General features: G+C 65.3%; 11 protein-coding genes. 10 read left to right on the forward strand and 1 reads right to left on the reverse strand.

Features of this window, described 5'->3' with window-relative positions:
- The 8 genes from QZ753_RS05070 to QZ753_RS05105 form a co-directional block, all read left to right on the forward strand.
- On the forward strand, positions 1-2,226 hold a 2,226-nt coding region (locus QZ753_RS05070), incomplete at its 5' end, for a glycine cleavage T C-terminal barrel domain-containing protein (protein WP_294641600.1).
- 14 nt (positions 2,227-2,240) lie between these two features.
- On the forward strand, positions 2,241-2,804 hold the full coding sequence (locus QZ753_RS05075) for a sarcosine oxidase subunit gamma (RefSeq protein ID WP_294641601.1): 564 nt from the start codon (positions 2,241-2,243) through the stop codon (positions 2,802-2,804).
- A gap of 113 nt (positions 2,805-2,917) precedes the next feature.
- Positions 2,918-4,303 carry an L-serine ammonia-lyase gene (locus QZ753_RS05080; RefSeq protein WP_294641602.1) on the forward strand — a complete coding sequence of 462 codons (1,386 nt, stop codon included), beginning with the start codon at positions 2,918-2,920 and terminating at the stop codon, positions 4,301-4,303.
- A 34-nt stretch (positions 4,304-4,337) separates the two neighbouring features.
- Positions 4,338-5,522 (forward strand): formaldehyde dehydrogenase, glutathione-independent, encoded by a 1,185-nt coding sequence (gene fdhA / locus QZ753_RS05085; RefSeq protein ID WP_294641603.1) that lies wholly within the window; start codon positions 4,338-4,340, stop codon positions 5,520-5,522.
- Positions 5,523-6,002: 480 nt separating this feature from the next.
- On the forward strand, positions 6,003-7,010 hold the full coding sequence (locus tag QZ753_RS05090) for an ABC transporter substrate-binding protein (protein ID WP_294641604.1): 1,008 nt from the start codon (positions 6,003-6,005) through the stop codon (positions 7,008-7,010).
- Between the two features lie 123 nt (positions 7,011-7,133).
- Entirely contained in the window at positions 7,134-8,021 is an 888-nt protein-coding gene (locus tag QZ753_RS05095) for a proline/glycine betaine ABC transporter permease (protein WP_294641605.1), read from the forward strand.
- Complete coding sequence (locus tag QZ753_RS05100; protein ID WP_294641606.1) at positions 8,014-9,093, forward strand: glycine betaine/L-proline ABC transporter ATP-binding protein; 1,080 nt, start codon at positions 8,014-8,016, stop codon at positions 9,091-9,093. Before QZ753_RS05095 ends, QZ753_RS05100 begins: the two co-directional genes overlap by 8 nt.
- 91 nt (positions 9,094-9,184) lie before the next feature.
- The gene (locus tag QZ753_RS05105) at positions 9,185-9,691 is read left to right on the forward strand and encodes a prolyl-tRNA synthetase associated domain-containing protein (protein WP_294641607.1); all 507 of its coding nucleotides are present in this window, start codon (positions 9,185-9,187) and stop codon (positions 9,689-9,691) included.
- A gap of 3 nt (positions 9,692-9,694) precedes the next feature.
- Here QZ753_RS05105 and QZ753_RS05110 read toward each other — a convergent pair whose 3' ends face one another.
- Positions 9,695-10,657 carry a GlxA family transcriptional regulator gene (locus QZ753_RS05110; protein ID WP_294641608.1) on the reverse strand — a complete coding sequence of 321 codons (963 nt, stop codon included), beginning with the start codon at positions 10,655-10,657 and terminating at the stop codon, positions 9,695-9,697.
- Positions 10,658-10,787: 130 nt separating this feature from the next.
- On the opposite strand from QZ753_RS05110, the gene QZ753_RS05115 reads away from it, so the two are divergent.
- Positions 10,788-12,044: an aromatic ring-hydroxylating dioxygenase subunit alpha gene (locus QZ753_RS05115; RefSeq protein WP_294641609.1), complete on the forward strand. Its 1,257-nt coding sequence runs from the start codon at positions 10,788-10,790 to the stop codon at positions 12,042-12,044.
- Positions 12,045-12,046: 2 nt separating this feature from the next.
- On the forward strand, positions 12,047-12,467 hold a 421-nt coding region (locus QZ753_RS05120; RefSeq protein WP_294641610.1), incomplete at its 3' end, for an FAD-binding oxidoreductase.

Genomic DNA, 12,467 nt, shown 5'->3' on the forward strand with positions numbered 1-12,467 from the left:
CTCTGTCAGCGCCTGACCGACCACCTCCCGTCGGCGCCCGACGGCGCCCCGCGCGAGCGCATGTGGAAGGTGCGCGCCAAGCAGGTCGTCCTCGCTCAGGGGTCGATCGAGCGTCCACTCGTCTTCCACGGCAACGACCGGCCCGGCGTGATGCTCGCAGGCTCCGCGCGCAGCTACCTCAACCGCTACGGCGTGAAGGTCGGCAACGAGGTCGTCGTCGTCACAAGCCACGACAGCGCATGGCTTGCCGCACTCGACCTCGCAAAGGCCGGCGTGAAGGTGTCGGCGATCGTCGATATCCGGTCCATCGTCGACGCCGAACTGAAGGCGCAAGCGGAAGCGGCCGGTATCGAAGTCCTGCAGGGCTGGACCGTGACCGGGACGAAGGGACGCCTGCGCGTCGAGTCTATCCGCGTGACCCCGATCAAGGGTGGTGCGTCCCAGGCTCGCACCCTCTCCTGCGACGCGCTCCTGATGAGCGGTGGCTGGACGCCAAGCCTCCACCTGTTCTCCCATACGCAGGGCAAGCTGGAATGGCGCGAGGAAGGTCAGACCTTCCTTCCCTCGACCCAGAAGGAAGAGTGCCGCTGCGTCGGCGCCGGGAACGGCGATTTCGGGCTGGCCAACGCGCTGGCCGGTGGTGCCAATGCGGGCGCCGCGGCGGCCTTCGATGCGGGCTTCCCCACCCGTTCGAGCAGCTACGAGGTCGGCGGCGAGCGCCGCCTGACGGGCGTGACGAGCCGCGAGCTGCCAACCGACCTGAACCCGTCGAAGGCGAAGGCCTTCGTCGACTTCCAGAACGACGTGACCGCCAAGGACATCCGGCTGGCCGTGCGCGAGGGCTTCCGCTCCATCGAGCACATCAAGCGCTACACCACCAACGGGATGGCGACCGACCAGGGCAAGACATCCAACATCAATGGTCTCGCCATCGCCTCGGATGCCGTGCAGCGCCCTGCCCCGGCCGTCGGCCTCACGACCTTCCGCCCGCCCTATACGCCGACGACCTTCGGCGCCTTCTGCGGCTACAATCGCGGCCGCCTGTTCGACGTCACGCGCAAGACCGCGATCGACGCTTGGGCGGAGGAGCACGGCGCGGTGTTCGAGCCGGTATCGCTCTGGCGCCGCGCCTGGTACTTTCCGCAGACGGGCGAGGACATGCACGCCGCTGTCGCGCGCGAGTGCAAGGCGACGCGTGAATCCGTAGGCATCTTCGACGCCTCGACGCTCGGCAAGATCGAGATCGTGGGTCCGGACGCCGCCGAGTTCCTGAACCGGATGTACACCAACCCCTGGACGAAGCTGGAGCCCGGCCGCACGCGCTATGGCGTCCTGCTCGGCGAGGACGGCTTCATCCGAGACGACGGCGTGATCGGTCGCCTGTCGAAGGACCGCTTCCATGTGACGACGACGACGGGCGGTGCCGCGCGCGTGCTCAACATGATGGAGGACTATCTCCAGACCGAGTTCCCCGAGCTTCGGGTCTGGCTGACCTCCACCACCGAACAGTGGTCGGTGATCGCGCTGAACGGGCCGAACGCCCGCAAGCTGCTCGAGCCGCTGATCGAGGGGATCGATCTTTCGGACGACGCCTTCCCGCATATGTCGATCGCGGAAGGCAAGATCGCCGGGGTTCCGACGCGCCTCTTCCGCATGAGCTTCACCGGCGAACGCGGCTACGAGGTCAACGTGCCCGCACGCTTCGGCCGCGCGGTCTGGGAGAAGCTGATCGAGGCCGGCAAGCCCTACGGCATCACCCCCTACGGGACCGAGACGATGCACGTGCTGCGCGCCGAAAAGGGCTACATCATCGTCGGCCAGGACACGGACGGAACGCTGACGCCGGACGACGCCGGCCTTGGCTGGGCCATCGGCAAGGCGAAGCCCGACTTCGTCGGCAAGCGCTCGCTGAGCCGGCCGGACATGCTGAAGGCCGACCGCAAGCAGCTCGTCGGCCTCCTGACCGAGGACCCGAAGACGATCCTCGAGGAAGGGGCGCAGATCGTTCTCGATCCGAACCAGCCGGTGCCGATGAAGATGGTCGGACACGTGACGTCCTCCTACTGGAGCGTCGCGCTCGGCCGGTCGATCGCGCTCGCGGTGGTCGAGGGCGGCAAGGGACGCATGGGCGAGACCGTGCACATTCCGATGCCGAACGAGACGCTGCGCGCGACCGTGACGGGCACGGTCTTCTATGATCCCGACAATTCGCGCCTGAACGCCTGAGGAGGACGATCACGATGTTTCAGGAACGTCACCCTCTTGTCGGCCGCGAACTCTCGGTCGCCCGGCGCACCTCCGTCGCGATCCGCGCGCTCGACAACTGTGCGCGCTTCAACCTGCGGATCGCGCCCTCCGATCTCGGTGCGGCCGCCGCCGCCTGGGGCTCCGACCTGCCTGCGGCCATCGGTGAAGCCAAGGCCACGTCGTCGGGTCGCCTTGCCGCCTGCATCGGTCCGGACGAATGGTTCCTGATTGCGCCGCTCGCGGATCAGGACGCGATCGAAAAGGCGTTCGCCGATCTCTACGCGACGACGATCCACAGCCTCGTCGATGTCGGTCATCGCGAGGTCGGGATGGCCATCGAGGGACCGGAGGCCGCCGGAACTCTTCAGTCGTGCATCGCGGCCGAGGTCGCCCTCATGCCCGTCGGCAGCGCGCGCCGGACGATCATCGACCGCGTGCAGATCATCCTCTTCCGCGAGGCGGAGGACCGCTTTCGGATCGAGGTCTGGCACTCGTTCGCCGATCACGTCTGGCACCTTCTCGCCGGCATCTGCCGCGAGTTCGAACTCGGGCTCTGACACCGCCGGAGGCCGGGGTGCGGCAGCGCTCCGACCGGTTGCCGACACTGACGACGGCCGGCGCGCCGAGAGGGCGCGCCGATCGGCTTTCCTCCGAAGCGTGAGCGGCCTTCGTGTTCCTCAGTGTTTTCGACGTCTTCAAGATTGGGATCGGCCCCTCCTCTTCGCATACGATGGGGCCGATGACGGCGGCCGGCGCCTTCCTCGACCTTCTGCGTGGCTCCTCCTCGGCCCAGAGCGCAGCATCGGTCAGGGTCAGCCTGCACGGCTCTCTAGCTTTCACGGGAAAGGGTCACGCGACCGATCGAGCCGTGGCGTTCGGTCTCTTGGGCTGGGTGCCTGCGAACATCGACATGACGTGCGCCGAGAGCGAGCTCGCCGCGCTCTGTGAGGAGCGGGTCCTCCGGCACTCCGGTCTGCCGCCCCTCGCCTTCGACCCGGCCCGCGACGTCATCTTCGATTTCGGGCAGCCGCTGCCAGGTCACGCCAACGGTTTGATCGTCGCGGCCTACGACCGGGATGGGCGCGAAATCTTCTCGGAGACCTACTATTCGATCGGCGGCGGCTTCGTCGTGACGGCGGCCGAGCGCGACCAGCCGAAGGCTGTCGATTCGCACGGCGATATCGCCTGGCCCTACCCCTTCCGGAATGCTGCCGGCATGCTGCGGATGGCGCGCGAGAGCGGGCTGACGATCGCGGAGATGAAGCGGGAGAACGAGGCGCAGCTCCGCCCGCACGCCGACGTCGATGCTGGCGTGAATCGCATCTGGGCCGTGATGAGCGACTGCATCGACCGGGGCCTGTCGATCGATGGCGAACTGCCCGGCGGGCTGCGCGTGCGTCGGCGGGCTCGCCGTATCCACCAGCAGCTGCTAGCCGAGAAGCTGCGCAACTTCAGCCAGCCGCATGGCTTCTCGGACTGGCTGAGCGTCTATGCAATGGCCGTCAACGAGGAGAACGCGTCGGGCGGGCGGGTCGTCACGTCTCCCACCAACGGCGCGGCCGGCGTCGTGCCGGCGGTGCTGCGATATTATCTCGACAACTGCCACGGCGGTTGTCGCTCGCGGGTTCCCGACTTCCTGTTGACCGCGGCTGCCATCGGCGGTCTGATCAAGCACAATGCATCGATCTCCGGCGCAGAAGCCGGCTGCCAGGGAGAGGTCGGCTCCGCCGCCGCGATGGCGGCCGCGGGTCTCTGCGCGGTTCTCGGCGGAACGCCGGAGCAGATCGAGAACGCGGCGGAGATCGCGCTCGAACACCATCTCGGCATGACCTGCGATCCCGTCGCGGGTCTCGTCCAGGTGCCTTGCATCGAACGCAACGGTATCGGCGCCACCAAGGCGGTCGCCGCCGCCTCGCTGGCCCTTCGCGGCGACGGATCGCACTTCATGCCCCTCGACAACTGCATCGAGGCGATGCGGCAGACGGGCGAGGACATGAACCAGAAATTCAAGGAAACCAGTCTGGGAGGACTGGCCGTCAATCTGCCGGAGTGCTGAGCGCCGGGCAGATGAACTCTGGGAGGAGACGAACATGAGCAGCAATCGGGGCGTGGTCTATCTGGAGCCCGGCAAGGTCGAGGTGCGCAACATCGACGATGCCAAGCTCGCGGCGCCCGATGGTCGCCGTATCGAACACGGCGTCATCCTGAAGGTCATCTCGACCAATATCTGCGGCTCGGACCAGCACATGGTTCGCGGACGCACGACCGCCGAGCCCGGTCTCGTGCTGGGTCACGAAATCACCGGCCAGGTGATCGAGAAGGGCATCGACGTCGAGATGCTGGAGATCGGCGACATCGTCTCCGTGCCGTTCAACGTCGCGTGCGGGCGGTGCCGCTGCTGCAAGTCGCAGGACACGGGCGTCTGCCTGACGGTCAATCCTTCGCGAGCCGGCGGCGCCTACGGCTATGTCGACATGGGTGGCTGGATCGGCGGCCAGGCCCGCTATGTCACCGTTCCCTATGCCGACTTCAACCTCCTGAAGTTCCCGGATCGCGACCGGGCGATGTCGAAGATCCGCGACCTCACGATGCTGTCCGACATCCTGCCGACGGGCTTCCACGGCGCGGTCAAGGCGGGGGTCGGCGTCGGGTCGACCGTCTATGTCGCAGGCGCCGGGCCTGTCGGTCTTGCAGCCGCCGCCTCGGCCCGCATTCTCGGCGCGGCCGTCGTGATGATCGGCGACTTCAACAAGGATCGGCTCGCTCACGCTGCGAGGATGGGCTTCGAACCGATCGATCTGTCGAAGCACGACAAGCTCGGCGAGATGGTCGCGGAGGTCGTCGGGACCAGCGAGGTCGATAGCGCAATCGATGCGGTCGGCTTCGAGGCGCGCGGACATTCCGGCGGCGAGCAGCCGGCGATCGTCCTCAACCAGATGATGGAGATCACCCGTGCCGCCGGTTCGATCGGCATTCCGGGCCTTTACGTGACGGAAGACCCCGGCGCCGTCGACAGCGCGGCCAAGCAGGGCAGCCTGTCGCTCCGCTTCGGTCTCGGCTGGGCCAAGGCTCAGTCGTTCCACACCGGGCAGACACCGGTCTTGACGTACAATCGCCAGCTGATGCAGGCGATCCTCCACGACCGACTGCCCATCGCCGACATCGTGAATGCCAAGATCATTCCGCTGGACGATGCTGCGGAAGGCTACGAGACGTTCGATCAGGGCGCTGCCGTGAAGTTCGTTCTCGATCCGCATGGCGAACTCGCCGCCTGAAGCGGCGTAACGCGGGACGGAGGGCTCGGCGCTCCTCCGTCCCGCGTTGTTCCTTCGCCCTCTTGCGTCACGCTGCCGCAGACGGAATGATCCCGTCGATCGTCGTCGGCCCATCCCGTGATGGGCGAACCCTCCCCCCTCAGTGGGATGGGAGCAATCGCGCTTGAGTGATTACGAAATAGCCAAACGGGGAGGATGCGAAGCAAACACCCAGATCGTCGCAATGAATCCATTCGAGCGTCGCATTGATCCTATTGGCAGCTTGGTGCGCCGATAGTCTGACGGACGAAGCCAGCATCCGGGTGAGGCTGGAAGCGACGTCGCACTGAACACCGAAGAGGGTCCGGTCTCTCGGACCGGCATCCGCATCGACAGGTCGAAGGGTCGAAACCGAACCGAGGCCTCATCAGAGTTCAAGCGTATCCCGGCACATGGCGCCGCCGGGTAGGCCCCGTTTCCGCGCCGCAGGAGTATCGACTGATGAAGCACCTCTTGGCATCGACCGTTCTTGCGATCGCGTTCGGTTCGGTTGGCACACTTGCCGCTCACGCCGCAGGAGACTGCAGCGAAGTCACCGTGGCGGCGATGAACTGGCAGAGCGCCGAGGTTCTCGCCAGCCTCGACAAGTTCATCCTGGAGAAGGGTTACGGCTGCGAAGTGTCGGTGATCTCCGGCGACACGGTTCCGACCCTGACCTCGATGGCCGAGCGCGGCCAGCCCGACATCGCGCCGGAAGGTTGGGTCGATCTCGTGCCCGAGGTGATCAACCGCGGCCTCAGCGAGAAGAAGCTCGTCGCCACCGGCCAGGCGCTGTCCGACGGCGCGCAGCAGGGCTGGTTCATCCCTAAATACGTGGCCGACGCTCACCCCGACATCAAGACCATCGGCGACGCGCTCAAGCACCCCGAGCTCTTCCCGAACCCGGAAGACCCGAGCAAGGGCGCCGTCTTCAACGGCCCGCAGGGTTGGGGCGGCACCGTCGTGACCGCGCAGTTCTTCAAGGCCTACGACGCGGCCAACAAGGGCTTCACGCTCGTCGACACCGGCTCGTCGGCGGGTCTCGACGGCTCGATCGCGCGCGCCAACGAGAACAAGCAGGGCTGGCTCGGCTACTACTGGGCGCCGACTGCGATTCTCGGCCGCTACCCGATGGTTCGCCTTGGCTTCGACGCGCCGCACGACGCGGCGGAGTGGAAGCGTTGCAATTCCAACGCCGAGTGCCCGGATCCTAAGCTCAACGAATGGGCGGCCGACAGCGTCGACACGGTAGTGACCACCAAGTTCGCCGAGCGCGCGGGCGAGCCAGTGATGACCTATCTTGGCAAGCGCTCTTGGTCGAACGCCACGGTCAATGAACTACTCGCCTGGATGACCGACAATCAGGCCAATGGCGACGACGGCGCCAAGCATTTCCTCGAGACCAAGAAGGACGTCTGGTCGAAGTGGGTGACGCCGGAGGCCGCTTCGAAGATCGAAGCGGCGCTCTGAGCTCTCGCTGAACCGTCTCGAAGCTCTCGCGCCACGGCGCACCGATCGACGAAGGTTCGATCGGACGTCGTGGGCGCGAGAGCGGCGGGAAGCCCTAACGCAGCACGGACCGGGAGCTAAGCGATGGACTGGCTATGGACCTTCCCGCACATGGACGACACCCATCTGCGGATGCTTCGCTCGACCATCGACGACAGCTTTCGTAGCTTCACCCGCGCCTGGGGCGATCCGATCCAGGCCCTGTTCGAGCCGCTGCGCATCCTCCTCGTCTGGATGGAATGGATCATGCTCGCCACGCCGTGGCCGATCATCATCCTGGCCGTCGCCGCCCTCGCCTGGGCTGCCAGCCGCCGCTGGCCGATCGTGATCGGCTCCGTGCTGACGCTTCTCCTGATCGGCTATTTCGACATGTGGGAAGATACGATGCGGACGATCTCAATGATCATCGTCTGCACGCTGATCTCGCTCGTCGTCGGCATTCCCGTCGGCATCGCCATGGCGCGGTCTGGCCGGGTCCGCGGGGTCATCAGCCCCATCCTCGACGTGATGCAGACGCTGCCAAGCTTCGTCTATCTCATTCCCGTGGTCATGCTGATGGGCATCGGCCGCGTGCCGGGCCTTATCGCGGTCGTAATCTACGCGATCCCGCCGATCATCCGCCTTACGGACCTCGGCATCCGCCTCGTCAACAAGGAGGTGCTCGAGGCGTCGGACGCTTTCGGCTCATCGTCGTGGCAGAAGCTCGTCAACGTCCAATTGCCGCTGGCCATGCCGACGATCATGACCGGCATCAATCAGACCATCATGATGGCGCTCGCCATGGTCGTCATCGCCTCGATGATCGGCGTTCAGGGCCTCGGCCAGCCGGTCCTGCGGGCCATCAACAACCAGTACTTCACCATGGGCATCTTCAACGGTCTGGCGATCGTCGGGATCGCGATCATCTTCGACCGGATCAGTCAGGCGTTCGGCCAACGCCTGCAGCGCCACAAGGAACACGGGCATGCTTGATACCGCAACGCCCTTCCAGCGCACGGCTCCCGCCCGTCAGCAGCAGACGCAGGATCACGCGATCGAGATTCGCGGTCTCTCGAAGGTGTTCGGCAAGGCACCCGAAAAGATCGTCCCGCTCCTCAAGCAGGGGGTGACGAAGCAGGAGATCATGGAGGTGCACAAGCACGTCCTCGGTCTGAACGACATCAACATCTCGATGCCGGCCGGCGCGATCCAGGTTATCATGGGTTTGTCGGGTTCCGGCAAGTCCACGCTCATCCGTCATATCAATCGCCTGATCGATCCGAGCGTCGGCGAGGTGCTTGTCGCAGGCGTCGACGTCTGCAAGATGTCGCCGAAGGAACTGCGCGAGTTCCGGCGTCACAAGACGGCGATGGTGTTCCAGCAGTTTGGCCTCTTGCCCCACCGCACCGTCCTCGACAACGCCGTCTATGGCCTCCAGCTTCAGGGAGTGTCGCGTGCCCGTCAGGTCGAGGCCGCGATGCACTGGCTGGGACGCGTCGGGCTCGCCGGTTTCGAGAACCACTATCCCCACCAGTTGTCCGGCGGCATGCAGCAGCGCGTCGGCCTGGCACGCGCATTGGTCAACGATGCGCCGATCCTCCTGATGGACGAAGCCTTCTCGGCGCTCGACCCCCTTATCCGGGTCGACATGCAGTCGATCCTGCTCGATCTCCAGAAGGAAATCCGCAAGACGATCGTCTTCATCACGCACGACCTCGACGAGGCGCTGCGGCTCGGAGACCGGATCGCGATCCTGCGCGACGGCGAGGTGGTGCAGCAGGGCACCGGGCAGGAAATCGTCCTCTCACCCGCCGACGACTACATCATGGAGTTCGTTCGCCACGTGAACCGCGGTAAGGTGGTCCAGTTGGCGGCGGTGGTCGACGGGCAGCCCGTCCCTGCTGGTGCGGAGAGCATCGAACTTCCGTGCAGCACGCTTCTGGAAACCGCGGTGTCGTCCCTCCTCGCCTCGGGCAAGTCGATGATCGTCGTGAGAAACCCGCATGGCGAAGTGCTGGGCAGCCTGACCTTGCCGAAGGTTGTGTCGGCGATGGTCGGCCCCTGATAGAAGAACGGTGGTGGGAGCGATTGGCCTCCCGCCAGACCCCGGTCGGCTGAGCGCTGCGCGGGGCTTATCCTCATGACGAATGGTAACCATGTCCGACGCGCGATCCGAACTCGATGCGATCTTCTCCCGTCTCGACATTCAGCCGGTCGCAATCGAGCATCCGCCGGTTCATACCGTTGAGGAGGCCCTGCCCTTCTGGAACGCGCTTGAAGGCGTTCATACGAAGAACCTCCTCCTGAAGGGCGCGAAGGGCGGCCTTTGGCTGGTCTGCGTGCCAACCGATCGACGCCTCGACTTGAAGGCGCTCGCCGTGCATGTCGGCGCGAAGAAGTTCTCGTTCGCGAGTGCGGAAACGTTGCTGGAGACGCTTAACGTCGTTCAGGGGTCGGTCAGTCCGCTCGCCCTCGTGAACGACAAGGCTGGCGCGGTGCAGCTCGTGCTGGCGAAGGACATGCTGGACGAGCCGCGCATCACCGTCCATCCGCTGGTGAACACGGCGACCCTGTCGCTGACCAGCGACGAGCTTCTGCGCGTGATCGAGGCCACCGGCCATAAGCCGGAGATCGTCGATTTCGACAGTCTCGCGAGCGTCTGAGCTCTACGGGCCGACGACCTTGCGTTCGGCCCTCGGGCTGTGGCCGAAGCGGTCGAGGTAACTCTGCGAAAAATAGGATGCGGAGTTGAAGCCGCTGGCGATCGCCACGTCGAGCACGCTCATCCGCGTCTGGCGGAGCAATTGGCGCGCGTGTTCCAGTCGCATGTTGGCATAATGCCGCGACGGCGAAACAGCCATGTGTTCGACGAACAACCGCTCGAGTTGGCGAGGCGATAGCGCGACGCTGCGCGCGAGTTCTTCGATGCCGGCGGGGCGATCGATCGTCGCGCCCATCATTTCGAGCACCCGCTGCACCTTGGGATGGGCGACGCCCGGCTTCTGACCGAGATCCGGCCGCTGCGGCTCGTCGGCATTTCGGATGCGTTGATGGATCAGCTGGTCGGCGACCGCGCGCGCCAACGCATCGCCGTGGTCCCGCCGGATCAGTGAGAGCATCATGTCGGCCGCCGCGACGCCGCCGGCGCAGGTGAAGCGGTCTCGGTCGATCTCGAAGAGATCATCGCCTACATCAAGCTCCGGGAAATCCGCCCGGAGACCCGCACGGTTCTCCCAGTGGATCGTGCAGCGATAACCGTCGAGCAGCCTAGCCTTCGCCAAAATGTAGGCTCCGGTGCAGACCGCACCGGCCGTCGCCCCGGATTTGACCGCACGGCGGAGGGCCGGGATCAGCTCTCGGTGATCTACGGCCTGGACGTCGACACCCGCGCACACCACGGCGGCATCCAGCCCCTTCGCCCCGCGGAACGAGGCATTGACGCCAACCCGCACGCCATTCGACGCTTCGGCTGTGACGCCGTCGGATGAGTGCAGCGTCCACTCGTAGAGCGGGCGATCGGCCGAACGATTGGCGAGCCGAAGGGGCTCGAGGGCTGCGGTGAACGCGATCATGGAAAAACGTTCGGTCAGCATGAAACCGAAGTGCTGAAAGTCCGACTGGGTCGTCATCACCTCCTCCGAAAAGCAATGTCGCAAAAGTTAAACTAGCTGTCGCCAGCCTTCAAGACAGGCACGGCGAAACCGAGAATGCTTCCAGCTTCCAAGGCTCGATGCCTTGCTGCCGGGAGTTGCGGTCGTCATGCTCAACAAGCTGGATACGCTGGAGTCTCTGGTTCTCGGGCGCCGCCCCGGGCACAGCCTCGACGCGCCGTTCTACACCTCGTCCGAGGTGTTTGCCGCGGACATGGAGGCGATCTTCTATCGCCACTGGATCTATGTCGGTGTCGAGCCGGACGTGCCCGAACCGGGGGATGTCGCGACCGTCGAGATCGGCAAGGCGTCAATCCTGATCGTGCGGGACGACGACAACGAGGTCCGCGCCTTCTTCAACGTCTGCCGCCATCGCGGTGCGCGTCTCGTCGACGAGGAGAAGACGACGGTCGGCAATCTTGTCTGCCGCTACCATTCCTGGACGTACGGGCTCGACGGCCATCTCGTTCACGCACCGCACATGGGTTCGGATTTCGATCCGTCCTGCAAGGGCCTGAAGCCGGTCAATCTCCGCTCGCTTGAGGGCCTGCTCTTCGTCTGCCTTGCCGACGAGCCGCCGGAGGACTTCGACCAGTTGGCCGCCCGCATGTCGCCTTACATCGCGCCCCACAATGTCCGGGGCACGAAGATCGCCTATCAGAGCGATCTCATAGAGAAGGGCAACTGGAAGCTCACACTCGAGAACAATCGCGAGTGCTATCACTGCGAGGCGAACCACCCGGAACTGACCGTTCCGCTTTTCGCCTACGGCTTCGGCTTCTCCCCTGAGGAAATGGACCCGATCGATCTGGAAAACGCTCAGCGCTACGACGCGCTGCGTGCCACCAGCCACGACGAGTGGGAGAAGATGGGCCTCCCCTCGCGCGAGATCGAGGAACTCGATTCGCGCGTCAGCGGCTTCCGCACCGAGCGACTGCCGCTCGACGGCGACGGCGAAAGCCACACGATGGACACCCGGGCCGCCTGCCGCATACCGCTCGGCCGCTTCAGCACGGCCAAGCTCGGAGGCCTGTCGTTCTGGACGCAGCCGAACTCCTGGCACCACTTCCTCGGCGACCACATCGTCACCTTCTCGGTGCTCCCGCTCGACGAAGGGCACACGCTCGTCCGCACGAAGTGGCTCGTCAATAAGGACGCCGTCGAGGGCGTGGACTACGAGATCGACCGTCTGATCGAGGTCTGGACGGCGACCAACGCGCAGGACGCGAGCCTCGTCGAGATGTGCCAGCAAGGGGTGCTGAGCCCTGCCTACGAGCCCGGCCCCTACTCGCCCAACACCGAGATGCTCGTCGAGAAATTCATCCGCTGGTACATCACCCGCATGACGGACTACATCGTCAAATGAGCATGATGGATTCGGGCAAGGGCGCTGCCGGAACGCGCGCGTCCGCCATCAGTCTTGCCGACAACGTCTGGGACAGTGAAGCCGACGATACGCTGGTCTGCGAGGCGGTCCGCCAGGAGACGCACGACGTCAAAACCTTCGTCCTGAAGCCCGCCGTCCCCGGTCGCTTCCGCTTCAAGCCGGGTCAGTTCATGACCTATGCGTTCGAGATCGGCGGCGAGACCATCTATCGCTGCTACACGATCTCGTCCGCGCCGACCCGGCCCGATCGCCTCAGCTTCACCGTCAAGCGGGTACCGGGCGGTCCTGTCTCGAACTGGCTGCACGATACGTTTAAGCCGGGCATGAGCCTTCGCGCGGTCGGCCCGATGGGCGACTTCTCCTGCGCCGAGCATCCGGCGGCGCGCTATCTCTTTCTCTCCG

It is taken from the genome of uncultured Aureimonas sp., assembly GCF_913775355.1.
In the GTDB taxonomy this organism is placed as follows: Bacteria; Pseudomonadota; Alphaproteobacteria; order Rhizobiales; family Rhizobiaceae; genus Aureimonas.

Coding starts and splice junctions, on each gene's coding strand:
- QZ753_RS05075 (WP_294641601.1), top strand. CDS start 2,241: ATGTTTCAGGAACGTCACCCTCTTGTCGGCCGCGAACTCTCGGTCGCC.
- fdhA (WP_294641603.1), top strand. CDS start 4,338: ATGAGCAGCAATCGGGGCGTGGTCTATCTGGAGCCCGGCAAGGTCGAG.
- QZ753_RS05090 (WP_294641604.1), top strand. CDS start 6,003: ATGAAGCACCTCTTGGCATCGACCGTTCTTGCGATCGCGTTCGGTTCG.
- QZ753_RS05095 (WP_294641605.1), top strand. CDS start 7,134: ATGGACTGGCTATGGACCTTCCCGCACATGGACGACACCCATCTGCGG.
- QZ753_RS05100 (WP_294641606.1), top strand. CDS start 8,014: ATGCTTGATACCGCAACGCCCTTCCAGCGCACGGCTCCCGCCCGTCAG.
- QZ753_RS05105 (WP_294641607.1), top strand. CDS start 9,185: ATGTCCGACGCGCGATCCGAACTCGATGCGATCTTCTCCCGTCTCGAC.
- QZ753_RS05110 (WP_294641608.1), bottom strand. CDS start 10,657: ATGACGACCCAGTCGGACTTTCAGCACTTCGGTTTCATGCTGACCGAA.
- QZ753_RS05115 (WP_294641609.1), top strand. CDS start 10,788: ATGCTCAACAAGCTGGATACGCTGGAGTCTCTGGTTCTCGGGCGCCGC.